The sequence below is a fragment of the Micromonospora sp. NPDC093277 genome (genome assembly GCF_044765245.1).
Classification (GTDB): Bacteria; Actinomycetota; Actinomycetes; order Mycobacteriales; family Micromonosporaceae; genus Micromonospora.
The window spans coordinates 157,241-182,885 of sequence record NZ_JBIWJO010000012.1 but is presented as its reverse complement, the minus strand read 5'-3'; the positions used below and the strand labels follow the sequence as shown (position 1 = coordinate 182,885).

The window sequence follows — 25,645 nt, the reverse complement described above, 5'->3', positions numbered from 1 at the left end:
CCGGCCAGGCCCGTGGCGTTGCTCCGGTGCAGCCACAACACGCCTCACATGATCAGGCATGTTGCAACAAGTATTGGAACCCGTCGCACGTTCGGTGGCCGCGATCCCCGCTGCAGCGGTCGATGAAAATCCCACCCATGAAATTTACCGAAATCATCGCCCGTTCGAGGCGCAAGCACACGGCCGCCAACAGGGTAAATGCCCAGGCGACGTCGATCTCGACGCAACCCGCGATCCTCAGCCTGCCGATACCTCATGTTTTGACGCGCGTCGACGGGCTCCCAAATCGTGGCACCTCCCCGGAGCCGCCACCGGCGTCCTAACTTGCCGGCGTCGCGAAAGCCACGCCCGGTGCCAGCCGTCCAGCATCTGGCCTGCCTGTTGGTTTGACAGCAGCAGGCGTTGCCACCCCGAACGGAGCCCGAACCGGCGTCGAGCTCCCGGCACCCAAAGTCGGACATTGACCGTCATCAAGTCGATCGAAGCGATTCTCTGCCACAGAATCAATCTTTCGGACATTCCCACAAGAGTTCAATCAATCCCCCATCGCATACAGCCGACTGCCCGTCAAGCCCTTGACTGGCCCACCATGCAGCCGCATGCTATAGACATCCATCACATCGATAGGCGCCGAAGGCTATCGACTTCCCGGCCGGTGAAAGCAAGAGAACAGAAGGCAAGGGCACCTTTTGATCTCACCGTCGGACATTTTCCGGCAACACCAGGACCGCAATTGTCAACGGGGTGTAACGAAACCATGCTGGAAAGGCCCCGGCGTGGGCCAACCGACGCGTGAGGGAGAGACGCAGTGAATCCGCTGGTCTCAGTCGTCATACCCTGCTACAACCGGGCGCGCACAGTGGAGCTGTGCGTACGGTCGGTACGGCAGCAGACGTATCCGGCCATCGAGATCATCGTGGTCGATGACGCCAGCAGCGACGGCTCCGCGACCGCAGCCGCGTCGGCCGGCGCCACGGTCCTGAGTCTGGAGGCGAACAGCGGTCCCGGCGCCGCCCGAAATCTGGGCGCGGAGCGGGCCTGCGGAGAGATCCTCTTCTTCCTCGACGCGGACGTCGCACTCGAGCCGGGCAGTGTCGCCGCAGCGGTCGCCGAGTTGCGGGCCGCGCCCCGGCTGGGTGCGATCTGCGGGGTGCTGCGGCCGGAGTCGCTACTGTCCCACAACCTTGTCGCCGAGTACCGGGCGCTGCAGATGTACCACTGGTGGCTGGCCCGGGAGGGCCCCATGGAAGGGCTGCACACCGCCCTGTGCGCGATGCGTACCGAGGTGTTCCGCGAGATCGGGCCGTTCGATCCTGACCTGCGGCACACCGAGGCGCCGGAGTACGGGCACCGGCTCCGCCAGCGGTACGACGTGCGAAGCACCGCCGGGATCGCCGGCGTCCACGACCACGACACCACCCTGCGGGTGCTGCTGCCGAAGGTGTTTCTGCGGGCGCGGGCCAGCGCGGCGGAGGTGCGGCGCGGGGAGGTGCTCGGCGGCGCTGCTTCGCGGGTGCTGGCCAGCGGCCTAGTCCTCGCCGCCGCGCTCGCCCTGCTGGCACCGCTGGTCGCGGGGCCCCGCGCCGCAGCGGTGCCGTTGGCCCTGGTCGCCGTGGCAGTCGCGCTGGACGCCCGAACCTACCGCCGGGTGGTGGCCGACCGCGGCATCCACTTCGGACTGCGGTTCACCGCGATCCATCTGCTCTACCAGCTCACCTCGGCAGCCGGGGCGGTGCTCGGGACGGGGCAGCGGCTGCTGTCCCGTGCCGCCTGGCGGGCCACTCCCTCGGTCGAGGTACCCCGGTGACCGTCCATGCCGACGACCGGACGGGTCTCGCGCGAAGCACGGCCTCGGGCACCGTAATCCTGGCGAGCGTCGCCGCGACGGTCGCGGCGATTCTGACCATGCAGTGGATCGCAGCGCGAACAGGCAGTTCCTGGTCACCCGGTGGCGACCTGGCCGTCTACCGGGATGCCGTCGGGGCGGCCCTGGCGGATGATTCGCCGTACGGGATCAGCCGCAACGGCTACGGGTTCGTCTACCCGCCGTTCGCCTTGCTGGCCCTGGCCCCGTTGGCGTGGCTCGGCCCGGCGGTCGGGTTCTGGGGGTGGACGGTGGTGTCGACGCTCGCGGTGCCGGCCGTGGTGTGGCTTCTGATCGACCACCTCACCCCCGCCGGGGACCGACAACGGCCGGGCCTGCTGGCGGCCGGCACCCTGGCCGCGCTTCCGCTGTCCCCGATCGCGGCGACGCTGCTGCTGGGCAACGTGAACATCTTCCTGCTGGCGCTGCTCCTGGCCGACCTGCTGCTGATCACCGGGCGGCATCAGGGAGTCCTGGTCGGCCTTGCCGCCGGGATCAAGCTGACGCCGCTCCTCTTCGTCGGCTACCTCCTGCTGACCCGCCGCACCCGAGCCGGCCTGGTCGCCCTGCTGAGCTTCGTCGGCACGGTGGGCGTCGGTTTCCTGCTCCTGCCGGCCGCCTCCGGCACCTTCTGGGGCGGCACCTTCGTGGACGCTTCTCGGACCAGACCGCCGGGCGAGGAGGTGTTCGGCACTTCCGTTCGGGGTGCCGTGCGGCACCTCCTGCCGGGCACCGGGCCGGCGGCTTGGGTGTTCGCGAGCGTGGTGGTGGGCGTGGTCGGGTTGGCCGTAGCGGCGTGGGCGAGCCGGCGGGGCGAGGAACTGGCGGGGATTCTGGCCTGTGCGGTGACCGGCCTGCTCGTCTCGCCGGTTACCTGGTACGCCCACTGGGTCTGGTGCGTGCCACTGCTGGCGCTCCTCGCCGCGCACACCTGGCACCGGTCACGCCACGGCCGGCTGCTCGTCGTCGGTCTGTGGCTCGTCTTTGCCCTGCCGTTGCCCTGGTGGATCGCGTACGTCGTCGGTTGGGCACCGGGCCCGGAGCGGACCTGGGTGTTGCCGGTCGACCTGCTCTACACCCTCACCGGGGTGGGGCTGCTGGTCCTGGCGGCGGCCTGGCTGTGCCGTACCGGCCCGGCAACCGATGGCGGGAGGCAGTGATGTCGGCCTGCGACGCGGTCGCGGTGGTGGTGCCGAACTTCAACAAGGCCAAAACCCTGCGTGCCTGCCTTGACGCCATCTACGCCCAGACCCACCAACCCACCGAGGTCATCGTCGTCGACGACCACAGCACCGACAACTCCCCCGCCATCGCCCGCGACTTCCCCTGCACCCTCATCACCACACCCACCAACCAAGGACCAGCCGCCGCCCGCAACACCGGCGCAGCCGCCAGCACCGCACCCCTGCTCTTCTTCGTCGACTCCGACACCGCACTCGCCCCCGACGCCATCGAAAACGCCATCCACCTCCTCCACCACACCCCCAACGCCGGCATGGTCCAAGGCATCTACGCCCCCCACCCCCTCTACGATGACGGCCCCGTCGAGGCATACCGAGTCGCCTTCGAACACCACTGGCGCAAACGCAGCGTCGGGCGGCCCCGCGCCGCGACGCTCTTCGCGGCCAGCCTGATCCGCCGCACGGTGTTCTTCGAGGCCGGCGGGTTCGACGAGCGGCTGCGCACCGGGGAGGACGCCGAGTTCGGCACCCGGCTGCCCGAACGGTACCGGCTGGTGGTCACCGACCGCGTGGTCACCCGACACGACGACGTGGACCGCTTCCTGCCATTCGTGCGAGAGCAGTTCGGTTTCGCGACCGACACCCCGCTGGTCATGCTCCGCGCTGGGCGGCGCCGCAACGCCGGCACCGGGATGCGGGTGAACGCGGTGTCACCGACGGGCCTCGTGTTGTCCGGGCTGAGCCTGCTGACGCTGCCCGTCCTGCCCATCCTGCCGGGGCTGCTGCCGCTGTGGCTCGCCCTGCTCGTCGGATCCACCGCGATGAGCCACGATTTCCTCCGCTTCACCTACCGGCTGCGTGGGGCCGGCTTCGCCGTGTACGTCACGGGCATGCACACGCTGTTCTACGCCCTCGCGGTGGTCGGCACCGGAGTGGGCGCACTGCGTGCCGCCTACGTCCTGGCCCGGGGGCGGGCGCGGTGACCAGATCAGACGCGGTCGCGGTGGTGGTGCCGAACTTCAACAAGGCCAAAACCCTGCGTGCCTGCCTTGACGCCATCTACGCCCAGACCCACCAACCCACCGAGGTCATCGTCGTCGACGACCACAGCACCGACAACTCCCCCGCCATCGCCCGCGACTTCCCCTGCACCCTCATCACCACACCCACCAACCAAGGACCAGCCGCCGCCCGCAACACCGGCGCAGCCGCCAGCACCGCACCCCTGCTCTTCTTCGTCGACTCCGACACCGCACTCGCCCCCGACGCCATCGAAAACGCCATCCACCTCCTCCACCACACCCCCAACGCCGGCATGGTCCAAGGCATCTACGCCCCCCACCCCCTCTACGATGACGGCCCCGTCGAGGCATACCGAGTCGCCTTCGAACACCACTGGCGCAAACGCAGCGTCGGGCGCGACACCGGGGTGTTGCTGGCCGCGAGCCTGATCCGACGCACGGTGTTCACGGAGGCCGGCGGGTTCGACGAGCGGCTGCGCGACGGCGAGGACGACGAGTTCGGCACCCGGCTGCCCGAACGGTACCGGCTGGTGGCGACCGACCGCGTGGTCACCCGGCACGACGACGTCGACCGGCTGCTGCCGCTGCTGCGCGAGCAGTTCGTCCGGGCCAGCACGAAGCCGCTGTTGATGCTGCGGACCTGGCAGCGGCAACGGGCCGGCGCCACGGGCACCCGGGTGGGGATGATGTCGCCAGACCGGTTCCGGCACCTCGAATGGTCCGCACGGGTGTCGCTGGTCGCGTCAGGGCTGGCGCTGCTGACGGCGCCGTTGACCGTGGCGGTGCCGTGGCTGCCGCTGACCTGGCCTGCGTTCGGGGTGGTCATCGTCGCGGCAAACCACAGGTTCCTGCGGTTCGCCTACCGGTTGCGGGGGGCCCGGTTCGCCGTGTTCGCGGCCGGGCTGCACCTGCTGGCCCACGTCACGCTCGTGGCCGGGCTCGGCGCGGGGCTGCCGCGGGCCGGGTACACGCTGCTGCGGGAGCGGACGCGCGGGGCCCGGTCGAAACCGGCGCAGGCGGGGGTGCGTAGATGATCATCGACACCGCACCCGGCCCGGCGCCCGCCGCCGGCCGGCCCCGAAAGCCGTGGCGGCGCCGGCTGTGGCGGATGGTCACGGTGGCGTTCGGCCTGGTCGTGACGGCCGCCGTCGCACGGGCGTTGGCCAACCAGGACTGGTCGGTGGTGGCCGTGCTGCTGCGCCGGCGCGACGGCGCCCAGATCGGCCTGCTGCTCGCCGGCGCCTTGCTGGCGGCGATGGTGGGGCCGCTGCTCGGGATGCTCTCCTGGCGGGCCGTCTTGCTGGAACTCGGCCCGCCGGTCAGCCCGGCGCGCCTCGTCCGCATCTTCTTCGTCGGGTTCCTCGCCAAGTATGTCCCCGGCAAGGTGCCGGGCGTGGTCGCCGCCATCAAGGTGGCCACCGCGAACGGGGTAACGCTGTCCCGGACGCTGGTGGCCGGGACGCTCAGCACGCTCCTGGTGCACCTGACCGGGCTGACCGTCGGGCTGCTCACCGGCGCGCAGGTGCTGGGCGGCCAAGCCGGGTGGCTGGTGCTGCCTGCCCTGCCGGTGCTGGTGGCAGTGTGCTGGCCGGGTGTGCTCGGCCATACCGCCCGCCTGGTGCTGCGGCTGCTGCGCCGGCCCGAGCCGGCTGCGGCGGTGTCCGGACGGGCGGTCCGGGTGGCGGTGCTGTGGCAGACCCTTTCCTGGCTGGTCAGTGGGTTGCACCTGTGGCTGTTGGCGGTGGCGATGGGCGCCCCTGCGGGGCGCGCGCTGCCGTTGTGTGTTGGGGCGTTCGGGCTGGCCACCGTGGTCGGCGTGCTGGCCGTCGTCGTGCCGGACGGGCTCGGGGTGCGCGAGGCGGTGCTGTCCGGTGCCCTGGCGCTGGTGTTGCCGGTGCCCTCGGCCGTGGCGGTAGCCGTGGCGAGCCGGTTGGTGACCACCGTGGGCGAGGCGGTGCTCGGCGGGGTGGCGCTGGGGGCGGTGACGGTCGTCCATCGAAGGTCGCCCGCATCTGTTGCGGTGTTTGTGAGGGGAGATGAGCGTGATGCGCAGACTGATCGGGCTTGACGAGTGTGAACAGCTGACAACGAAGGAGGTGCACGACCTCTACCGCCGGTATGTCAGCAGATCACAGGTCTCCCTGATGACGACGTTCGGTTTCGGCCGGGAGTTGGTGGACCGGGCGGAGGGCTCCTGGGTCCACATGCGCGACGGCAGCCGGGTGCTGGACCTCTCCGGCGGGGTCGGGGTACTCAACCACGGCCACAACCACCCGCGGATCCTCGCGGCGCGGGCCCGGTTCGCGCAGCAGCGGCGGATGGAGGTGCACAAGGCGTTCTTCTCCCCGTATCTGGCGGCGCTGAGCCACAACGTGGCCGAACTGCTGCCCGGGGATCTGTCGATCTCCTACTTCCCCAACTCCGGGGCCGAGGCGAACGAGGGCGCCATCAAGATGGCCTACAAATATCACAACGGCCGGCGCCAGACGGTGCTGCGGGCCGACATCAGCTTCCACGGCAAGACGCTCGGCGCGGGCAGCCTGACCGGATCGGCGGAGAACCACTTCCGCTTCCCGGGCCTGCCCAACGCGGTGGTGTACCCGTACGGCGACGTGGCGGCGGTGCGGGCGGCGGTGGAGGCCGCCCGCCGCCCGGACGGCGGCTGCGACGTGTACGCGCTGCTGGTGGAGCCGTTCAGCGCGTCGAGCCTGCGCAGCTGGTCCGAGTCAGAGCTGCGCGATCTGCGCCAACTGTGTACCGACGAGGACATCGTGTTGATCTTCGATGAGGTCTACACCGGTTGGGGCAAGACCGGCAGCCTGTTCTACTTCATGCGCTACGACGGCCTGCTACCGGACATCCTCACCTACTCGAAGTCCCTCGGCGGGGGCAAGGCGTCCATCTCCGGGTACACGGCGCGGGAGCGACTGTTCCGCCGGGCGTACGACCGGCTCTCCGATGTGATCCTGCACAGCACCACGTACTACGGGTTCGGGGAGGAGACCGCGACCGCGATCGAGGCGGTCAACGTCGTGGTGGACGAGGACTTCCCGGGCCGGGCCCGGCAGGTGGAGGCGATCCTCACGCCCGGCCTGGAGCGTATCCGCGAGAACCACCCGGACGCGGTGGACCGGGTCGCGGGGGTGGGCTCGTTGCACGGGGTGTTCCTCAACGGCGGCCCGAAACTGCTGGATCTGGCCGGCAAGCTGGTGCCAGGGTTCACCCGCGACCCCCGGTTCGGCACGAAGCTGATCACCCTGTCGGTAATCGCGCACCTCTACCGCGAACACAAGATCATGACGTACTACAGCCCGAACGTGGAGAACCCTCTCATGGTCGCCCCCACCCTCATGATCGAACCGGCTGACTTGGAACACTTCCTGGAAGCGCTGGACGCCACGCTGGCGCTGGGGCTGCGCCGGCTGCTCACCGGGTTCGTCCGGGAAAAGGTTGGGACCGCGTGGTGACCGACGGCGGCCGAATCGTGGTGACGGGGGCGAGTGGCATGCTCGGCGGCTTCGTCGTCCGCCGGCTGCGCGACGAAGGCGTACGGGTGCACGGAGTGGATCTGCGTGCCCCCGCCGACAGCCACGTGGACGCCACGCTGGCCGACGTGCGGGACCGGGCCGCAATGACAGCGGCGTTCACCGGGGCCGACGCGGTCGTGCACTGCGCCGCCGCGCTGCCCAGTTACGCATCGGACGAGATCCACTCGGTGATCGTGGACGGCACCCGCAGTGTGCTGGCCGCCGCCCGCGACGCCGGTGTGCCCCGTGTGGTGCACATCTCCACCACCGCCGTATACGGTCTGCCCACCGTGGTGCCCACCCCCGAGACCCACCCCCGCGAGCCGGTGGACACCTACGGCCGGGCCAAGGCCGCCGCGGAACAGGTCGTCGAGGAGTTCCGCGAACGCGGGCTCTGCGTACCGATGCTGCGGCCCAAGACGTTCCTCGGCCCCGGCCGGATGGGCCTGTTCGCCATGCTCTTCGAATGGGCGCATGAGGGACACCACTTCCCGATCCTGGGCCGGGGCGACGCCCGCATCCAGATGTGCGCCGTCGAGGATCTCACCGACTGCGTACTCATCGCCCTGCGCGCCGACCCGGCCGAGGCCAACGACACCTTCAACGTGGCCGCCATCCGGTTCGGCACCCTCCGGGAGGACTTCCAGGCAGTCCTCGACGCCGCCGGCCATGGCCGGCGCGTCATCGCCGTCCCCGCCCGGCCCGCCCTGGTCACCCTCCAACTGCTCGGTCGGGCCGGGCTGTCCCCGGTCTACGACCGGCTCCTACACAAGCTTCTCGCCGACTCGTACGTCAGCACCGACAAGGCACAGCAACGGCTCGGGTTCACCCCCCGGCACTCCAACCAGGATGCCCTCCTGCGCACGTTCCGGTGGTGGCAGGCCCAACGGTCCCGAGGCGAAGCCCACCAGGCGGGCCGTACCAGCCGCGAACCGTGGTCGCAGGGCGCGCTCCGCGTCGCGAAGGCCTTCTTCTGATGGACCCGGTCGTCCGCACCAGCCCGGCGGTCCGCACCACCGTCCCGCAGCCCGCCGACGCCGGCCGCGGCGGCACCCTGGCCGGTGCCCTGCTGCGGCTGGCCCGCCCCGGGCAGTGGCCGAAAAACGTCCTGGTCATCTGCGTACCATTGCTCGACCCGATGTCCTGGCACCGCACCGCGCTGGCCGCCCTGGGCGGGGCGGTCGTCGCGTTCACCCTCGCGTCCGTCCTCGTCTACGTCCTCAACGACCTCGTCGACCGGAAACGCGACTCCCGCAACCCGGGCCGCTGGCACCGCCCGCTCGCCTCCGGGCGGCTGTCGCCACGGGCCGCGGTGCTGTTCACCGCCGTCGTCTCGGTGCTGCTCGTCGGCGTGCTGGTCCTCCAGACGGTGGCCACCGTCTGGCCCGTGGCCGGGTATCTCCTGCTCAACGTCGCCTATTCAATCGGTCTCAAACATGTTCCGCTGCTGGACGTCTTCCTCGTCGCCACCGGATTCGTGCTCCGGCTCGTCTACGGCTACCTCACCGCCGGAGTCACGCTGCCCGGCTGGCTACTCACCGCCGTGTTCACCCTGTGCCTGCTGCTCACCCTCGGTAAACGCCGCCAGGAACTACACACCACCGGCGCCGTCCACCGGCCGGCCCTGCGCGGTTACACCGTCGCCCTCGCCGACCAGCTCATGCAGTTGTCCGCCGCCCTCACCGCCGGCAGCTACCTGCTCTACCTGCGCGACGAGGCACCACTGGGCCACTACGACTCGACGGCGGCCATCCTGCTGACCCCGATGGCCGTCTTCGGGTTGTTCCGCTACCTGCAACTCGTGCTGGTGCACAACGCCGGCGGGAGCCCGGTACGGGTCCTCGTCCGTGACCCCGCACTGGTGACCAACACCGTCCTGTGGGCCGCCCTGTCCGGCGGGCTGCTGCTCGCCGCGCGAGGGCAGGTGTGAACGCCGGCCGGTCGGTGGCCGAAGAGCCGGTGCAGGCGGCCGAGGACCCGATCGTCCCCCGGCCGCGGCCCTGGCGGTGGATCACCTGGTTGGTGCAGGGCGCCGCCGGGTCGTGGCTGGGGTTCGTGGCGGCGCACCGGAGCCTGTCCGGCCGCGTCTGGTGGTGGAACCTGCCGGACCTCGCACCACCGCTGATATTCGTCGCCGTCCCGCTCCTGCTGCTCGTCGCGCTGCCGCTGGCCCGACCCGCCCGGAGGGCCGTCGCGGCGCTGATCGCTGCGGCGCTCGTACTCGGCTGGCCCTGCGCGGGCGTCAACGTCGCCGCCCTCTGGCACCGCCCCACGCCGGCACCCGCTGACGCGATCACCATCTTCTCCTGGAACACCTGGTACTGGGACCAGTTGGTCCGGACCGGCCCCGGTGGTGAACCGATCCGCGACCCGGACCGCTTCTACCGCTACCTACGGGCGCAGGCCGCCGACGTCTACCTCCTCCAGGAGCAGCTCTACATCGACGGACACGACTGGTCGCCGCTGCCGGTGACCGACCCGGACCGGCTGCGCCGTGAGTTCCCCGGCTTCCACATCGCGGTCTCCGGGGAACTGGTTACAGTGTCCCGCTTCCCCATCGTTCTGGAGCGCCCCGTCGACCTGCGCCCCTGGCTGACCCGCCGGTGGCCCGACCTGCCGCCGACCGACTCCCTGTTACCCGCGTACCACACCGTCAAGACGCTCCGCACCGACCTGCGGGTCTCCGGACGCGTGATCTCCTTCTACAACGCCCACCTCTACGTACCGGTCGTCGGGCTACCGACCCGCGGTGGCGGTACCGCGGAGGACCCCCTGGCCCGACACGACCTGCGGGAGGCCAACTACCGGGCGGTGGCCGCCGACATCGCCGACAACCCCCACCCGATCGTGCTGGCCGGCGACCTCAACACCTCGCCGTCCATGCGACTGCTGCGGACGCTGCCGAACCGGCTGGTTGACGCCACCCCCGCCCTCGGCTCGCTCTACCCGACCTCGTGGGCCCGCTACGGGCTGCCGCTCTGGCGCCTCGACTGGGTGTTCACCACCCGCGACATCGACGTGCACCGCTACCGGATGACACCCCAGGGCGGCCTGTCGGACCACCGCGGTCAGCTCGTTGTCATGTCGCTCCGAGACTGTCGAGAAGGGACGTCATGTCGTTGAACAACCCGGACCAGCGGTACGACCTCACCGTCGCCCTGACCTACTACACCCCGTACATGAGCGGGGTGACCCACACGGCCCGCACCGTCGCGGAGGGAATGGCAGCGCGCGGCTGGCGGGTGGCGGTGGTGACCAGCCAGCACGACCGGTCCACCCCGCGTCGCGAGACCCTCAACGGGGTGGACGTGCACCGCTCACCCGTGCTCGGCCAGATCACCCGGGCGCAGATCAGCCCTGCCTACCCGATCGAGGCGGCCCGGATCGCCCGCCACTCCGACCTGCTCTACCTCAACCTGCCGATGGCCGAGGCGGCGCTGCTGGCCAGGCTCGCCCGGCCCACCCCGATCGTGAGCATGCTGCACATCGACCTGTACCTGCCGCCCGGCCTGCTCAACCGGGTCGCGGTCGCGGCTTCCGACGTCACGTCCCGGGCCGCGCTGCGCCGGTCCGCGGCCGTGGTCACCAACAGCGAGGATCAAGCCCACGCGTCGAAGTTCTGGCCGCTGGTACGGAAACGGGAGTTCCGGCCCATCCCCGCTCCGTGCCTCGACCGCCGCGGCGGTCAACCGCGCTACCGCCGCACCAGCGGGCTGCACGTCGGCTTCCTGGGCCGCATCGTCGAGGACAAGGGGATCCCCTACCTCGTTCGGGCCTTCCGGCGGATCGCCGACCCCGACGCCCGCCTGCTGATCGGGGGCAACTACCAGACTGTGATGGGCGGGGACAACCTGGCGGACATCCGGGCTGAGATCGGCGCGGACAGCCGGATCGAGGTTCTCGGCGAGCTGCACGGCCAGGAGATCGATGACTTCTACGCCTCGATCGATGTGTTCGCGCTGCCGTCGGTGGCGGAGTCGTTTGGCATCGCGCAGGCCGAGGCAATGATGTGCGGCGTGCCGTCGGTGACCACCGATCTGCCCGGCGGACGCTATCCCGTCCTGGCGACCCAGTTCGGCGCACTGGTACCGCCCCGGGATCCGGCGGCGCTGCACCGAGCGATCCTGGAACTTGCGGCCAGGCCAGCCGGCTGGCGGGATGTCAAGGCCCGCGAGGCACGGAAGCTCTTCGCCGCCGAACGAAGCCTGGACGCGTACGAGGAACTGTTCACGATGATGCGGGGCCGGTCCGCCGCCGGGCGGCCGCGGTAGTGGCTGTCATCGGCGTGGGTGACGTGCTCGTCTTCGCCATGGCCGGCGCATATGCCTGGAACATCAGCCACCGCGACCTCCGCTGCATGAGCCGCCGGAGTTCCGGACCGGCGACCCGCACCGGACGGCAGCCGAGTGGGCGGCCAGGTCCCTCGATTCGTAAGCCTCGTAGATGCGAGCGCAGAACGTCGGAAAGGGCTGGCGGGTGTCGTTTAGCTCGGCTTGCGGGTCCTGACCACGTGGGTCGGCAACCAGGGCCCGCTCCGCCATTGCCGCCAGCCCAGATCGCGGCGGATCACCTCGGCCATGCCGAGATGCTGGAGCCGCTGCCGGTACCTGCGGGTGCCATGCAGGTCGGTAGCACGACGTACGGCAGCCAGCCCACGGGCTGCTCCGGCGCCTGCCGTGCATGACCTGTTGACTGCTTCCGCATGGCAGGTGTCGGATGGCCGTTGTCGGCCGCGGCCGGCGGGGCTGTGACGTGCGGGTGCGCGATTCGACAATCACGGGCAGCGGCGGGCCCGCGAGCTGCACGACGCCCCCGCCCACTCGCTGTCCGGCCTGGCGCCGCAACTGGAGGGTGCCCGCCCGCTGTCCGAGCGGACCGGCGTCGTGGACATCGTCCTCGGCCCTCGCCGCGCGGCCGACCACACCAACCCGCGGGGCTTCCTATTGGCGCAGGTGTACTGCCATAACCGATGAGAGTGCGGGCAAGATACGTGGCACTGCCTGCGTCAGGACAGCGGGACAATGTAGGAGTCGACGCGGGCGATAAGCCCGCCGCGGAACGTGAACAGGTCGTTGAAGGCGAAGCGGAACGGTCCGTGATCGACGCTGGTGCCGTGCCCCTCTCCGGTCGTGACGACGGCCGGGCCGTCCTCGTGGATACGCTGTACGTCGAGTTCGGGGCTGCCGGTGAACGCCGGATTCTCGATCTCGCCATCGAACTCCGCCTTGCCGTAGGTGGTCCGGTGGCCGTGAATGACCCATTGGACGTCGTCGGTGAGGGTCGCGAGGATTCGCGGGTGGTCGCTCGTCCGGAATCCTTCGAAGTACTCCGCGACGATGTGGCGCTGGGTTGTCTGGGTCATCGTGTTCTCCGTCTTGGTGTGGCATTGGGGTGCTGCAGGTGTGCGGCGAGGGCGTCGAGGATCGAGGCGAGCCCGTCGGCTGCTTGGGCCGTCTGAAGCTCGGCGGGAAGTCGACGCTGGTGGACCATGAGATCCGTGCCGCTGTCGGCGGGGCGGACGTTGATGGTGGTGCGGAGACCGGTGATGGGCTCGTCGAATACGAGTTCGTGCGGTGCAGCGACGCTCACGTAGACGAACCGGAGCCGGCGGGTCGCGCCGTCCGGCGCATGGGTGTCGAGCGTGAACTCTCCGCCGGGACGCAGGTCGACGATCACGGACTCAGGCGGCACGGTGGCATGCGAGCCGCCCCAGAACGCCGCGATGCCTGCTGGCGAGGTGAGGGCGGCCCAGACGCGTTCGGGGTCCACCGGGAGGTGGCGCTTTGCGATCAGTTCGTCGCCACGAAGTTCTGCGCTGGCGGTCAACGGGTTGCCCTGTCCTCGGTGAGGTGCTGTTCAAGGGCGTCGAGCCGGTCGTCCCAGGCACGGCGCTGGTCGTCGATCCACGTGCCGAGCCGCGACAGCTGGTCGACCCTGAGCCGGCAGGGGCGCCTGGTGCCCTCGCGCCGCTGCTCGACGAGGCCACACCGCCGCAGGACACCTACGTGGTGGGAGATCGCCTGTGGGGTCAGGTCGAACGGCTCAGCGAGTTCTCCCACTGTGGCGTCGCCTCGCGCGAGACGTGCCAGCAAGGCGCGACGGACGGGGTCGCCGAGGGCAGCGAAGGCCGAGTCGAGGTCTGGCCCGGGTGCGACGAGCGAGGGCAGCATGGGACCATGCTAACGAAAACATCCCTTTGCGCAAGCGGTCGTTTTCAGACTCTGGTCTCACCGGGCACCAGCTACCGGCGCATTGCCGCCAGAGTGGAGGAATCGGCGGACGCGCCTATCCGATCGCAAGGCGACTGATTGAGCGATGACCGGTCATGCAGGTTGGCCGGCGGTCGGAGTGGGCAGGACTCCGGATTACTCATTTCATGACGAAGCAGTGAATGTCTGCCAGGTAGGCTTCTCCCGCCTTTATGGAGCGGCGGTTATCTGCCGCCGCTTGATGCAGGGGGTGGCGGTAGCTGGCTCAGCCAGGTCGTTCTGCCGGGTGTGCCAGGCGGTCTTGTGCTCGTGGGGACTACATCTGCAGGTCGGACAAGAGCTGCTTCCGGTCGACCACGCGAAGACTCCAGCCGGAGGTTGTGCTTACGGGCGAAGTCCGGGAACTCCGCTCCGGAGCAGGGTAGGCGAGCACCGGTTGCTCTCGGTGCCTCAATGAGGTTCCCCGCAGCGGTCAGGGTTTGCTTGCCGTCCCGGCATGCCCCCGCGAGAAGCCAGATGGTGCCGTGGACGCGGGCATCGTGGGCACGGGCGACCTGCGTCGCGTTCCTGTCGTCCGTGATGGCCACGCCTGCCCGCAGTACGGCGGCCGCGAGGACGGACGCTTCCCCGAGGTCGCGCTCACCCGAGCCGAGCCGCGCGGCCCATTTGGTAAAGCACCGCACCTCATCGAGCATGTCCAGCTGGGCAGTGGCCAGCCACCTACCCGGCAATTATGACGAAAAAGCTTCCGCCTCTTTTAGCGCCGCCTTGTACTCCGTGTTAGCCACGGTCAGTTTCTCCTGAAGCTTGAGCATGGCGTCTCGGTGTTCCTCGGCCGTTTCTCCGGGACCGACCTCAGCCAGCAACGCCTTCACCGGCGGCGTGTTCATGGCCGGGGTGTATGGGTTCTCAGGATTCAGGAGATGCTCAACATGGTTGAGCGCCATCGATATGATGCTCACCTTTTCGGGGGCCTGCAGAAGCCTACCCTGCACGGCTTGCTCCTCGGGGCTGAGAGCTTCAACCTCTGAATCTGAGTCCATGATCACTCATCCTTACAGTGAGGATTATTCGCCGCGCGGTGGGGTTTCCTCCTCAGTCTAGGGCGCTTTTGCCCGGCCCAAGTGGCGATGGCCCGACAGTGGGACGTGACGCGAAATGCCTGGAACTGGGCGAGCGATTGGCCGACCATCGGGCCAGCCATGTTCAGTTCGGCGTTCGGTCCGATGGCTACTGGAAGGCGAGCTGTTGCGCTGGCCAACCCCGCACGCCACAGCGGGTTGCGCTCGTCGACTGTCACGTCGCCAACGTCCACGCTGATCTCCGCGGCGGCCCGTCGCAAAGCAGCGGCCGGGCTGCCAGCGCGAGCGACCTCCGGGTAAGCCACGCCATCTCGGGGAACTCGGGCTCCAGCGGACGCCGGTCCGTGTCGCTGGGGATCGGCGCGCGGCGGCATCGGTCAGCCGGGCGAGCAGCGGGTGTGACCACCTGAAGGACGTCACCTGACGTCACAGCTTGTGAAACGTTTCACCACCTCGTTATGATGTCGGTGGAAGCCGGACGTAGCCGCCATCGAGGGGTTTCCGCCCGAATTGTTACTACCATGTGGACGGCAGGCAGTTTCGAAGATGGGGACAGGATTGAGACGTTTTAATGCCACGGCCGCAGGTCCCGGCCGCTCACGCAGCCGCCCGGAACCGCCGTTGAGGAGTTACTGAGCCGGCATGGCCACGAGCATCAAAGAAGTCGCCCAGCTCGCCGGTGTCTCGCTCGGCACCGTGAGCAACGTGCTCAACCAGCCTGAACGGGTGACCGAGGCCACCCGCAAGCGGGTCCTGGACGCGATCGCGACGCTCGGCTACGTACGCAACGACTCCGCGCGCCAGCTGCGTGCGGGCAGCAGCCGCCAGATCGCCATCGTCGTACTCGACGTGGCCAACCCGTTCTTCACTGACGTCGTGCGCGGCGCAGAGAACGCTGCCGAGGACCAGGGGGTCATGGTCGTCGTCTGCAACAGCAGCGAGGATGCGCAGCGTGAGCGCCGGCATCTGGACCTGCTGGAAGAGCAGCGTGTCCGCGGCGTGCTCATCACTCCGGTGGACGACACCCGCAGCTCGCGACTGGAGGAACTGATCGAACGCGGAACGCCCGTCGTGCTGGTCGACCGCGGCTCTGGGTGGCACAACCGCTGCTCAGTTGCGGTCGACGACGTGCACGGCGGCCGCCTCGCTGGCGAGCACCTGGCAGCCCTGGGCCATCGCAGGATCGCCTTCGTCGGCGGGCCGATGAGCATCCAGCAGGTTGCCGACCGGCATCGGGGCGTTTCGGGCGCGGTAGCGGGCAAGGCGGAGCTGGTTGCGGTCGCCACGTCCAGCCTCACCGTGTCGTCCGGGCGTGCCGCGGCCGGCCAGATCGCCGACCTGCCGGCCAGCGAGCGTCCGACCGCCGTGTTCTGCGCCAACGACCTGCTCGCGCTAGGCGTGCTGCAGGAGATGACGCAGCGAGGTGTGCGCGTACCGCAGGACATCGCAATCGTCGGCTACGACGACATCGAGTTCGCTGCCGCGGCCGCCGTCCCGCTGTCCTCGGTACGCCAGCCGCGCGAGCAGCTCGGCCGCACCGCCGCCGGGCTGTTGCTCGAGGAGATCGCCTCGCACGGGGATCACGAGCACCGGCACGTGATGTTCCAGCCTGAGCTCGTGGTCCGCGCGTCCAGCAGCCGTCCGATGCGCCACCGTCGGCGGACGGCCGGGTGAGCGGCATGCGTGTGGCATTGTTCGTCACCTGTCTGGCCGATGCGTTGTTTCCCGACGTGGGCAAAGCGACGGTGGCCGTGTTGGAGCGCCTCGGTCACGAGGTCCTGTTCCCGCCGGCGCAGACGTGCTGCGGGCAGATGCATCTCAACACCGGCTACTCGAGGCGGGCGCGCACACTGGTACGCCACCACGTCGAAGTGTTCGAGCCGTACGACGCGGTCGTGGCACCGTCGGGTTCGTGCGTCGGATCGGTACGCCACCAGCACGCCACGCTCGCCCGGCGCTTCGGCGACGAGAGGCTCGCCGACCGGGCGCAGGCGGTCGCGGCGAAGACGTACGAGCTGTCCGAGTTCCTCGTCGACGTGCTGGGCGTGACCGACGTCGGCGCGTGGTTCCCGCACCGGGTTACCTACCACCCGACCTGCCACTCCCTGCGGATGCTGCGCGTAGACGACAAGCCGTTGCGGCTGCTACGCGCGGTGCGCGGCATCGACCTCGTCGAGATGCCCGACGCCGAGCAGTGCTGCGGGTTCGGCGGCACGTTCGCGCTGAAGAACGCCGACACCTCGGCAGCGATGCTCGCCGACAAGATGCGTAACGTGCTGGACTGCGGCGCCGAGGTGCTGACCGCCGGAGACTCCTCCTGCCTGATGCATATCGGCGGTGGGCTGTCCCGGCTGCAGACCGGAACGCGGACAGTACACCTGGCGCAGATCCTTGCGGCGACGGACGGGGTGGCGGCGTGAGCACGTTCCTGGGCATGCCGACACCCCGCGACGGCTCGCCAGCGCACGCCCCGCGAGGGGTGGGCCACCTGCGCGGTGATGAGCCGTTCCCGGTCGCGGCGCACAAGGCGCTGGCCAACGAACAGCTGCGGCGCAACCTGCGGCATGCGACCACCACCATCCGCGACAAGCGGACCCGGGTCGTCGCCGAGTTGCCCGACTGGGAAGCGCTACGCCTGGCCGCGGAAGCGATCAAGGCCGCCACCATGGCCCGCCTCGACGAGCACCTGATCCGCCTCGAACACGAGGTGACGGCCCGGGGCGGGCACGTGCACTGGGCCCGCGACGCCGTCGAAGCGAACGAAATCGTGACCGGCCTGGTCCGCGCCGTCGGCGCCACCGAAGTCGTCAAGGTCAAGTCGATGGCCACCGCCGAGATCGGCCTCAACGAGGCCCTCGACGCCGCCGGCATCAACGCCGTCGAAACCGACCTGGCCGAACTGATCGTGCAGCTCGGCCACGACCGGCCCAGCCACATCCTCGTCCCCGCCATCCACCGCAACCGCACCGAGATCCGCGACATCTTCCTGCGCCAGATGCCCGACGCAGACCCGGACCTCACCGACGACCCCCGGCAGCTGGCCATGGCCGCCCGCGCCCACCTGCGCCGCAAATTCCTGTCCGCGCAGGTGGCGATCTCCGGCGCCAACTTCGCCGTCGCCGACACCGGCACCATCACGGTCGTCGAGTCCGAAGGAAACGGCCGCATGTGTCTGACCCTGCCTCGGACCCTCATCACCGTCATGGGCATCGAGAAGGTCGTGCCCACGTGGGCCGACCTCGAGGTCTTCCTGCAACTGCTGCCGCGCTCATCCACCGGCGAGCGGATGAACCCCTACACCTCGACCTGGACCGGCGTCACCCCCGGCGACGGCCCGCAGGACTTCCACCTGGTCCTGCTCGACAACGGCCGTACCGCCGTGCTCGCAGACGAGGTTGGCCGCTCCGCGCTGCACTGCATCCGCTGCTCAGCCTGCCTCAACGTGTGCCCCGTCTACGAACGTACGGGCGGGCACGCCTACGGCAGCGTCTATCCCGGGCCGATCGGCGCCATCCTCAGCCCGCAACTGACCGGCGTCGAAGACAACGCCTCCCTGCCGTACGCCTCCAGCCTCTGCGGCGCATGCTACGACGTGTGCCCAGTGCGGATCGATATCCCGACGATCCTCGTGCACCTACGCGCAAAGCACGTCGCCGCACGCGCTAAGCGGGCACTCCCCTCCCGCGAAGCAGTCGCGATGGCCGCCACCGCGTGGGTGATGTCCACCCCGCGGCGCTTCCGCGCCGGTGAGCTCGGCCTGCGCCTGGGCCGTCTGCTGGGCCGGCGCGGGCGTATCCGCCGCCTGCCACCGCCGCTGTCCGCGTGGACCAAAGCCCGCGACCTGCCGCTGCCACCGAAGCAGACCTTCCGGCAGTGGTGGCGCGCCCGCGGCGACGACCAGTCAGGAGGCCAGGCGTGATCGCCCGCGATACCATTCTGAACCGCATCCGTACCGCGCTCGGATCCACACCGGCGGTCCCTGAGGTGCCCCGCGATTACCGCAGCACCGGCCGGTACGCCCCGGGCGACCCGGACCTGGTGCGGCTGTTCACCGACCGGTTGCACGGCTACCGGGCCACGGTCACCGCGACCACCCCCGACGGGGTGCCCGCCGCCGTCGCCGCCGAACTGGCCCGCGTCCTCCCTGCCGCTGGTCGCGTCATCATCCCGCCCGGCCTCCCGAGGCTGTGGGGCCTGCCCGACGCGGCGGTCGACGACGGATCCCTCGACCCGCTCGCGCTGGACGGCTTCGCCGCCGTGGTGACCGGCTGCGCCGCCGCCTGCGCCGACACCGGCACGATCGTCCTGGATGCCGGCCCCGACCAGGGCCGCCGCGCGCTCACCCTCGTTCCTGACCGGCACGTTTGCGTCGTACGCGCCGACCAGGTCGTGCACACCGTGCCCGAATTGCTACGCCGGCTCGATCCGACCCGTCCGCTCACCTTCATCAGCGGCCCGTCGGCTACCAGCGACATCGAACTCAACCGCGTCGAAGGCGTCCACGGCCCACGCACCCTGGCCGTCATCGTCATCACCACACCGACCGTGCGAGGCAGCGGGCAGGAACAGGCTGCGGGCCGGGCCCGCACCATCAGCTCGCCCAGCCGGCGGCGGTAGCGCTCACCGCCGAGGGACGGTGACGCTCACGGCAAAGCGTGACGCCTGCCGGTCCTGCTCACGCTCGACGGTGTGAGGTCAGCCCACGCCGAGGCCGATGCGGGCTGCGGCGCTACGCCAGGCCGCCTCGTCCCCCCGTGGCTCATAGGTTTGCAGATCCTGCGTCCTCTGCAGGAGCGCCCGCAGCGTGCCCAGGTCGCCCGACACCGCGCCGACAGCCCGGGCCTGGACGAGGACGTTGCCGAGAGCCGCCGCCTCGACCGGCCCGGCTATGACGGGCCGGCCGCAGGCATCCGCGGTGAGCTGGCACAGCAGCGTGTTCCGGGCACCGCCGCCGACGATATGCACGGCGTTGATGTCGCGGCCTGACAGCCGCACCGCGTCGTGCACGGCGACGCGGTGGGCGAGCGCGAGGCTGTCCATGATGCAACGGACTGTCTCGGCCTGGCTTTGCGGCGGCGTCTGTCCGGTGTTTCGGCAGGCGACGGCGATGCGTGCCGGCATGTCGCCGGGGGGCAAGAACGCCGGGTCGTTGGCGTCTACTACCGCGGAGAAGGGCCGAACGTCGGCTGCATCGTGCAGTAGTGCAGCCAGGTCGGCGGGGAGCCCGGCAGCCTTCCAGGAGCGGATCGATTCCTGCAGCAGCCACAGGCCCATGACATTACGCAGGTAGCGAATCGTGCCGTCGACTCCGCCTTCGTTGCTGAAGTTGGCGCGTCGGCTCTCCTCGGTCAGGACGGGCGTGTCAAGTTCGACGCCGACGAGCGACCAGGTGCCGCACGACACGTACGCGAACCGCTCCCCGGCCGCCGGCACGCCGACCACCGCGGAGGCCGTGTCGTGCGACCCGACGGCGGTGACCGGCACTGGACCGGCCAGACCGGTCTCGTCGAGGACGTCGGGCAATAGCGCTCCCGCCCCGTCGCCCGGCTGGCGCATCGGCGGGAAGAGGTCCGCCGACACGCCGGCCGCGGCGAGGAGTCGGTCTGACCAGGTGCGGCTGCGCACGTCGAGAAGCTGGGTCGTGGACGCGTTCGTGACCTCGGTGCCTGCGACTCCGGTGAGCCAGTAGCTCAGCAGGTCGGGAACGAGCAGCAGGCTCCGCGCGGCAGTGAGCTGCGGTGACTGGGCGGACGCGGCGAGCTGGTAGAGCGTGTTGAACGGCAGGAACTGCAGCCCGGTGATCTGGTAGACCTCCTCTGCCGGCATTCTGGCGAGCACCTTGTCCATGGCACCGTCGGTGCGCTCGTCGCGATAGTGCACGGGATTGCCGAGCAGGGCGCCATTCGCGTCGACCAGGCCGTAGTCGACCGCCCACGAATCGATCCCGACGGAGGTGAGGTGGCTGGCTTGCCGGCCGGCCGCTCGTAGCCCGTCGAGGATCCCCCGGTAGAGCGCCAGGATGTCCCAGTGCAGCGTGCCCGCGAGGCGTACCGGCACGTTGGGGAACCGGTTGACTTCAATGAGGTCGAGCCGGTCAGGCTCCACCCGGCCCAGCATTACCCGACCGCTGGAAGCGCCGAGGTCGATCGCGGCGACCGTGGCGGCGCCGCCCCGAGTACTCACCGTGGGTATCCCTCCAGCTCGATGATGCGGGAGTAGGTGCCGTCGTTGGCGGCCCGCCCGACCACACGCAGCGCGCTCGCCGTGACCGGCTCGAAGGTCCGCCGCACCAGGCCCTCGGTGTTGCCGCGGATCTCGGCGACGGTGCGCCACTCGCCGCTGATCAGCAGTTGCACGTCGGCATCGCGGATGCCCCAGTCCTTCGCCGGGTACACCGCGGAGTCGATCGTGTAGAGGTCGACCCGCCCTACCGGCGCGGGTGCGGCGAAGTCGACGGTGAGTGTGTCGGGGAAGGCGCCTGGAGTCGCGTCGTTCCAGCCGTTGCCCTGGGCCCACCGATCTGAGCTGCGGTCCCCGTTGATCGCGCCGTCGGGCTGGAAGGAGCTGTGGGTGGAGGAGGCGCTGGCCCGGCCGAGCCGTGTGGCCAGGTCGACGGTCACCGGCACTTCGTGCTGTTCGCTGCCGACCGTCGCGGTGAGGGTTCCACTGCCGGGAACTGCCGCGTCCACGGGAGCGATCAGCGTGAGCGGCACTGTCGCCTCGCCGTCGCGGCCGAACTTCACATCGGTCCTGGCCGGAATCACGGTCAGTCCGCCAGTGGCGGCGAACTCGACCTGCCCGTTGCCCGAGCCGCCGCCGAAGCGGCGCACCCGCACCTGCAGTTCCCGGGACTGGCCGGGCGACACGGCAGCCGCGACCGGCATGCCGATCTCGTACACCGGTTCGCTTCCAAGCGGCGCGAGTTCGGCGGAGACGGCCCGCTGCGGCCGCAGCGTCACCGGGCCGAGCAGTCCAGCTGGCCGGTGGTCGCCATGCCGGTTGGCGAGGGTGTTGGTGACCCGCACCTGGATGTCGTTGCGCCCGGCGCGCAGCGCGGAGGTGACGTCCTGGCGGTAGGGCTTCCACAGCAGCGGGTCCAACGTCTGCCCGTTGATCGAGACCTCGGCGACGTCTCGGACGTCGCCGAGGTCGAGGATGAACCGGCGCCCGTCCAGCGTCGCCTCGTCCAGTTCCATCGTTCGGGAGTAGGTCGCCGAGCCGGAGTACGACTTGTCGATTGCCGTCCACGAACCGAGTGGCCGGTTTTGCGACTCGGCGCCGGGCTTGTCCAACCGCACCGTCCAGTCATCGCCGAGCGTGACCGGGTTGAGCGGGTCGTGGGTCGCGACGGTGCCGCTGAACAGCCGGCCGCCCGATTTGGCGACCAACCGGTGGCTGCCTGGTGCGTCGAGCACCGTGTCCACCCGCAGGTTGCCGGCCTCGCCCGAGCGCAATGTGGTGACGGTGACGTCGCCAGAGATCACGTGTGGTACCGCGGCTGGCGGCGGCGCCGCGGACCGGAAGGCGACCACAAGCGTTTGGTACGGCTGAAGCTCCAGCGGGACTGCGATGTCCCGACCGCCGGGCACCTGCCGGAACGTGGTTGCGGTCGTGGTCTGACCGGACTCCGGTTGCCAGATTTCCGGAGTGCCGTTCGCGGCGAACGTCGCGGTGGTACGCACCACCGCCGCGCTTTCATTGGTGACCAGGAACGCCTTGTCCGCACCGGTCTCGAGCCGGAGCACCCGGACCGCGTGCTGAGCCGGTTCGAGCACGGCCGCGGCGACGCCCGCCGAGCGGGCCGCTTCCCCGAGCGCCGGCGGCGCGACAAGCCGGATTACGCGTCCGGCACCGTGCCGGTGCTCGGCCGGCGTATTGCTGTCGCCGAAGAGCGCCACGAGCGCCTCGCGGAGTTCGGTGTCGCGGCCGGCAGCCTCTTCCCGAGGGAGATCGCCGACCGCGACGAGCGTGCCACCGGTACGGACGAATGCGGTCAACGTCCGTACGGTGGCGATATCGTTGGTCGGAGCCTGCGGAAGCACAGCCATCCGGTACGACTGCTCCCCGACGTGCAGCCGCCCTCCGCGCACCTGTGCGTGGGCGCGGATCGCGGGGTCGCCGGAGAGCGCGCCCTCGTCGAGCAGGTCGAAGTCGACCTGCTCGTCCTCCAACGCGTATGCGGCGGCGGTGAAGTCGCGGTCGATCGCGTCCTGGGTGAGCGTGCCCTGCCATGCCTCAGCGGCCCGCTGCGGTTGGATGAGGACGGTCGAAGCAACGGCCCGGCCGCGGGCGACCTCCATCACTCGGCCGATCCAGTCTGTGAGCGGCTTCGCCGTACGCCACCAGGGGTTGCCCGAGCCGAACGGCGGTGGGTAGACGACGTTGCTTTCGTCGGTCCACATCGCGTGCAGCACGGTGAGGTTGATCCCCCGCGCCGCGAACGCCCCGAGCAGCGCCCGCGAGAACTCCGGTGAGACGTGCCAGCCCATCGCACCGAAGGCCTCCAGCAGCACCCGGTCCTGGCCGTTCTGGTGGGCGTCGCTCGCCGCGTAGCGGGGCAGCATCGTGCGCCCGCCGGGCGCGTATTGGTCGAACACGACGTCGGTGCCGGGCACCTGTGCCCACTGGTTGTTCTTGTGCAGGTTGCCGGTGCTGGCGATCTGCTCGGCGGGGCCGTACTCGTCCCAGAGCGGGTTGGAGATGTAGGCGACGCCGTGGTCGGCCATCCAGCGTGCCTGCTGGGCGTAGTAGGCCTCACCGAAGCGGTCGGAGACGGCGCGCCAGTAGGCGCCGCGTGCAATCCGCCCGTCCCGCCCGAGGTCGTCGAAGAGGGCCGCGTACGCGACGCCGGGTGTGGTGCCGACGTTCTTGAGGGTGGCGTGCAGGCTTGGCGACCACGGGTTCTGCTGGAAGTGAGCGTCGGCTGAGGCGATGAAGGGTTCGTCGTCCCAGAATCCGCGCAACACGGTGCCGAATGCCCACGGGAACCGCCGGTAGTACTCGCCTGGTACTGCGTCCAGCATCCGTGCTACGGCGTCGTCGTCGAGCAGGTCGAGGTAGTTGCGGCGGAACGACCAGGCATTGTCGTCGGCCAGTGGCGTCGCGGTGAAGGTGTCCACCCGCCACTGCCCCGCGGGTGCCTGCCAGGTGTGGCCTGCCGCCACGTCCTCGGTGAGGTCGATGAGCGTACCGACGTCCGTCGACCCGGCGGGTCGGGCGACTGCGGAGACCACCTTCGCGGCGCTCTGCCGAGGCCGGAAGTCGTCGAGTGCGGCGACGTCGTCGAACGTCTGCCGGTACAACGGCTCACCGCCGGGAGCCGAAACGGAGATCTCGTCGTACGTGGAGCGCTGGTCGCTGACGGCGCGGACCCCGACGGTGCCGCGCGGGAACGTGTTGTCCGTGGCTGACGGCTGGGCCTTGCCGTCCACGTACGGGGTGATGGTGCTTCCGGAGACCACTACCGTGATCTCGTGTTCGGCGGCCGGGTCCCAGTCGGGCACGCCGCCTGGGTGGCTGAGCAGCGTGAACATCCCGTTCTGCTGGCGCCAGATGTCGACTCCGCCGTCGTCGCGGCGGGTATCCACCAGGTAGCCGTTGCGCTCGTCGGTGGCGCGTACGACGAGGCCGGCCGTGCCGCGCTCTAGCCGGGTGCGGGCGGTGAGCGTGTAGGTGCTCCAGGCTGCTCCTGTCTTCAACACGGCGGCACCGTTCAGTGCGGTGGCGTCAACGACGAGACGGCCGCCCGCGACGTCCAGCCCTGTTGCGGCACCGTCGAGGGCCACCTGCATCGGACCGGTCACGGTTCTGGTGGTCCGTTGCAGGCCCGTTGGGCGCAGCTCGGGGTGCGGTTCGTAGGTGCGATCTCCTACCTTGCCGCCGTTGACGACCAGCCCGCCGCCGCGGCCACTGGGGAAGAAGTCGTCGTTGAACAGCCAGAGGTGCATGCCGGTGCGCTGTGCCTCGCGCAGCGTGTGCTCAATGATGGCGAACCACTGCTCGCTGAAGAACGTCGGCTTCAGCGCGGTGGTGTCGAAGGGGAACACGATCGCCTCGTACACGCCCTGTGCCCGCAGCTCGCCGAGCTGGCGGTCGACCAGAGCCGGCGTCACGGTGCCGTTCCAGAACCACAGCACGGTCGGCCGGCTGTCCGGGCGTGGGTCGGCGAACCGGGCCGTGTCCAGGCCTTTCGGTGCCTGCTTGGCGACCGCAGCTGGCTGGGGGAACGTGACGGTGGCGACGGAACACAGCACGGCAAGCGCAGCGGCGGCGACCCGGACGGAAAGGGGCTTCACTCGTCACTCCTCATCTGGGTTAGTCGGGGCGAATGCCTCGAACTCGATCACCGTGTCCGGAAAGCTCCCGGGAGTGCCGTCATTCCAGCCGGCACCGCCGTCCCAGTGCGCCGCGGAGTTGTCGCCGTCGTTCGCCTTGGCGGCCGAACGTTCCATAGGTGCTCCTCAGGATTGAGTAAGACGTGACCCGGCGTACCGGGCGGCGTCGTTGCCTGATGCGGATCCGCCAGCGCCGGTCAGATCAGGCCGCGGCGCGCCGCCCAGACGACCGCCTCGATCGGTGTCGCGACACCGAGTCGATCGCAGATCGTTCGGGTGCGCCTGCGCACCGTGCGGTCCGATGTGTCGAGGCGCCGGGCCACGGCGTCCAGCGACAGTCCTCGCGCGAGCAGCGCGAGGACTGCCACATCGTCCTCGGACAGATCAGGTCGTGGCACGTTGACGACGTCCACGTGCCGGCCTCCC

Annotated in this window: 23 protein-coding genes and 2 pseudogenes; 17 read left to right on the top strand and 8 right to left on the bottom strand. The window is 69.9% G+C overall.

From position 1 onward, the window contains the following. Positions 1-808 precede the first annotated feature (808 nt). From ACIRG9_RS25090 to ACIRG9_RS25035, 12 genes and pseudogenes are all read left to right on the top strand, one after another. Positions 809-1,807, top strand: a complete 999-nt coding sequence (locus ACIRG9_RS25090) for a glycosyltransferase family 2 protein (protein ID WP_402860532.1) — start codon at positions 809-811, stop codon at positions 1,805-1,807. Further along, the gene (locus ACIRG9_RS25085; protein WP_402860530.1) at positions 1,804-3,024 is read left to right on the top strand and encodes a glycosyltransferase 87 family protein; all 1,221 of its coding nucleotides are present in this window, start codon (positions 1,804-1,806) and stop codon (positions 3,022-3,024) included. The genes ACIRG9_RS25090 and ACIRG9_RS25085 overlap by 4 nt, the downstream gene beginning before the upstream one ends. Next, on the top strand, positions 3,024-4,028 hold the full coding sequence (locus ACIRG9_RS25080; protein ID WP_402860527.1) for a glycosyltransferase family 2 protein: 1,005 nt from the start codon (positions 3,024-3,026) through the stop codon (positions 4,026-4,028). The genes ACIRG9_RS25085 and ACIRG9_RS25080 overlap by 1 nt, the downstream gene beginning before the upstream one ends. Then, positions 4,025-5,101 carry a glycosyltransferase family 2 protein gene (locus tag ACIRG9_RS25075; RefSeq protein ID WP_402860524.1) on the top strand — a complete coding sequence of 359 codons (1,077 nt, stop codon included), beginning with the start codon at positions 4,025-4,027 and terminating at the stop codon, positions 5,099-5,101. Before ACIRG9_RS25080 ends, ACIRG9_RS25075 begins: the two co-directional genes overlap by 4 nt. Further along, the gene (locus ACIRG9_RS25070; protein WP_402860521.1) at positions 5,098-6,135 is read left to right on the top strand and encodes a lysylphosphatidylglycerol synthase domain-containing protein; all 1,038 of its coding nucleotides are present in this window, start codon (positions 5,098-5,100) and stop codon (positions 6,133-6,135) included. The genes ACIRG9_RS25075 and ACIRG9_RS25070 overlap by 4 nt, the downstream gene beginning before the upstream one ends. A 76-nt stretch (positions 6,136-6,211) precedes the next feature. Then, positions 6,212-7,534, top strand: a complete 1,323-nt coding sequence (locus tag ACIRG9_RS25065; RefSeq protein WP_402860619.1) for an aspartate aminotransferase family protein — start codon at positions 6,212-6,214, stop codon at positions 7,532-7,534. Beyond that, positions 7,528-8,571: an NAD-dependent epimerase/dehydratase family protein gene (locus tag ACIRG9_RS25060; protein WP_402860518.1), complete on the top strand. Its 1,044-nt coding sequence runs from the start codon at positions 7,528-7,530 to the stop codon at positions 8,569-8,571. The genes ACIRG9_RS25065 and ACIRG9_RS25060 overlap by 7 nt, the downstream gene beginning before the upstream one ends. Beyond that, positions 8,571-9,524, top strand: a complete 954-nt coding sequence (locus ACIRG9_RS25055) for a UbiA prenyltransferase family protein (RefSeq protein WP_402860515.1) — start codon at positions 8,571-8,573, stop codon at positions 9,522-9,524. Before ACIRG9_RS25060 ends, ACIRG9_RS25055 begins: the two co-directional genes overlap by 1 nt. Further along, positions 9,521-10,717: an endonuclease/exonuclease/phosphatase family protein gene (locus tag ACIRG9_RS25050; RefSeq protein WP_402860512.1), complete on the top strand. Its 1,197-nt coding sequence runs from the start codon at positions 9,521-9,523 to the stop codon at positions 10,715-10,717. The genes ACIRG9_RS25055 and ACIRG9_RS25050 overlap by 4 nt, the downstream gene beginning before the upstream one ends. Next, positions 10,708-11,865 carry a glycosyltransferase family 4 protein gene (locus ACIRG9_RS25045; protein WP_402860509.1) on the top strand — a complete coding sequence of 386 codons (1,158 nt, stop codon included), beginning with the start codon at positions 10,708-10,710 and terminating at the stop codon, positions 11,863-11,865. Before ACIRG9_RS25050 ends, ACIRG9_RS25045 begins: the two co-directional genes overlap by 10 nt. A gap of 8 nt (positions 11,866-11,873) precedes the next feature. Continuing rightward, positions 11,874-12,028, top strand: a pseudogene (locus ACIRG9_RS25040) (type III PLP-dependent enzyme); the annotation flags it as partial. 362 nt (positions 12,029-12,390) lie between these two features. Then, positions 12,391-12,567 (top strand): annotated as a pseudogene (locus ACIRG9_RS25035) (hypothetical protein); the annotation flags it as partial. A 32-nt stretch (positions 12,568-12,599) separates the two neighbouring features. Here the strand turns inward: ACIRG9_RS25035 and ACIRG9_RS25030 are convergent. Genes ACIRG9_RS25030 through ACIRG9_RS25020 form a run of 3 tightly spaced genes read right to left on the bottom strand, consistent with a single transcriptional unit; the run spans position 12,600 to position 13,764 of the window. Beyond that, a complete protein-coding gene (locus tag ACIRG9_RS25030) occupies positions 12,600-12,956 on the bottom strand; it encodes a nuclear transport factor 2 family protein (protein ID WP_402860506.1) in 357 nt (118 codons plus the stop codon). Continuing rightward, on the bottom strand, positions 12,953-13,420 hold the full coding sequence (locus ACIRG9_RS25025) for an SRPBCC domain-containing protein (RefSeq protein WP_402860503.1): 468 nt from the start codon (positions 13,418-13,420) through the stop codon (positions 12,953-12,955). The genes ACIRG9_RS25030 and ACIRG9_RS25025 overlap by 4 nt, the downstream gene beginning before the upstream one ends. Next, a complete protein-coding gene (locus ACIRG9_RS25020) occupies positions 13,417-13,764 on the bottom strand; it encodes an ArsR/SmtB family transcription factor (RefSeq protein WP_402860500.1) in 348 nt (115 codons plus the stop codon). The genes ACIRG9_RS25025 and ACIRG9_RS25020 overlap by 4 nt, the downstream gene beginning before the upstream one ends. 563 nt (positions 13,765-14,327) lie before the next feature. On the opposite strand from ACIRG9_RS25020, the gene ACIRG9_RS25015 reads away from it, so the two are divergent. Beyond that, positions 14,328-14,540 carry a hypothetical protein gene (locus ACIRG9_RS25015; protein WP_402860497.1) on the top strand — a complete coding sequence of 71 codons (213 nt, stop codon included), beginning with the start codon at positions 14,328-14,330 and terminating at the stop codon, positions 14,538-14,540. On the opposite strand, the gene ACIRG9_RS25010 is transcribed toward ACIRG9_RS25015, so the two are convergent. Next, on the bottom strand, positions 14,535-14,846 hold the full coding sequence (locus tag ACIRG9_RS25010) for a hypothetical protein (protein WP_402860494.1): 312 nt from the start codon (positions 14,844-14,846) through the stop codon (positions 14,535-14,537). The genes ACIRG9_RS25015 and ACIRG9_RS25010 overlap by 6 nt on opposite strands. Positions 14,847-15,527: 681 nt before the next feature. On the opposite strand from ACIRG9_RS25010, the gene ACIRG9_RS25005 reads away from it, so the two are divergent. Genes ACIRG9_RS25005 through ACIRG9_RS24990 form a run of 4 tightly spaced genes read left to right on the top strand, consistent with a single transcriptional unit; the run spans position 15,528 to position 19,502 of the window. Then, positions 15,528-16,559, top strand: a complete 1,032-nt coding sequence (locus ACIRG9_RS25005; RefSeq protein ID WP_402860491.1) for a LacI family DNA-binding transcriptional regulator — start codon at positions 15,528-15,530, stop codon at positions 16,557-16,559. 5 nt (positions 16,560-16,564) lie between these two features. Further along, the gene (locus ACIRG9_RS25000) at positions 16,565-17,305 is read left to right on the top strand and encodes a (Fe-S)-binding protein (RefSeq protein ID WP_402860488.1); all 741 of its coding nucleotides are present in this window, start codon (positions 16,565-16,567) and stop codon (positions 17,303-17,305) included. After that, entirely contained in the window at positions 17,302-18,804 is a 1,503-nt protein-coding gene (locus ACIRG9_RS24995; RefSeq protein WP_402860485.1) for a LutB/LldF family L-lactate oxidation iron-sulfur protein, read from the top strand. The genes ACIRG9_RS25000 and ACIRG9_RS24995 overlap by 4 nt, the downstream gene beginning before the upstream one ends. Next, complete coding sequence (locus tag ACIRG9_RS24990; RefSeq protein ID WP_402860482.1) at positions 18,801-19,502, top strand: lactate utilization protein C; 702 nt, start codon at positions 18,801-18,803, stop codon at positions 19,500-19,502. The genes ACIRG9_RS24995 and ACIRG9_RS24990 overlap by 4 nt, the downstream gene beginning before the upstream one ends. A gap of 78 nt (positions 19,503-19,580) precedes the next feature. On the opposite strand, the gene ACIRG9_RS24985 is transcribed toward ACIRG9_RS24990, so the two are convergent. The 4 genes from ACIRG9_RS24985 to ACIRG9_RS24970 form a co-directional block, all read right to left on the bottom strand. Next, on the bottom strand, positions 19,581-21,068 hold the full coding sequence (locus tag ACIRG9_RS24985; RefSeq protein WP_402860479.1) for a rhamnulokinase family protein: 1,488 nt from the start codon (positions 21,066-21,068) through the stop codon (positions 19,581-19,583). Continuing rightward, positions 21,065-25,180, bottom strand: coding sequence for a glycosylhydrolase-like jelly roll fold domain-containing protein (locus tag ACIRG9_RS24980; protein WP_402860476.1), 4,116 nt, complete (start codon positions 25,178-25,180; stop codon positions 21,065-21,067). The genes ACIRG9_RS24985 and ACIRG9_RS24980 overlap by 4 nt, the downstream gene beginning before the upstream one ends. 3 nt (positions 25,181-25,183) lie before the next feature. Next, entirely contained in the window at positions 25,184-25,336 is a 153-nt protein-coding gene (locus ACIRG9_RS24975; RefSeq protein ID WP_402860473.1) for a hypothetical protein, read from the bottom strand. Between the two features lie 80 nt (positions 25,337-25,416). Further along, complete coding sequence (locus tag ACIRG9_RS24970; RefSeq protein WP_402860470.1) at positions 25,417-25,632, bottom strand: LuxR C-terminal-related transcriptional regulator; 216 nt, start codon at positions 25,630-25,632, stop codon at positions 25,417-25,419. Between the last annotated feature and the right edge of the window lie 13 nt (positions 25,633-25,645).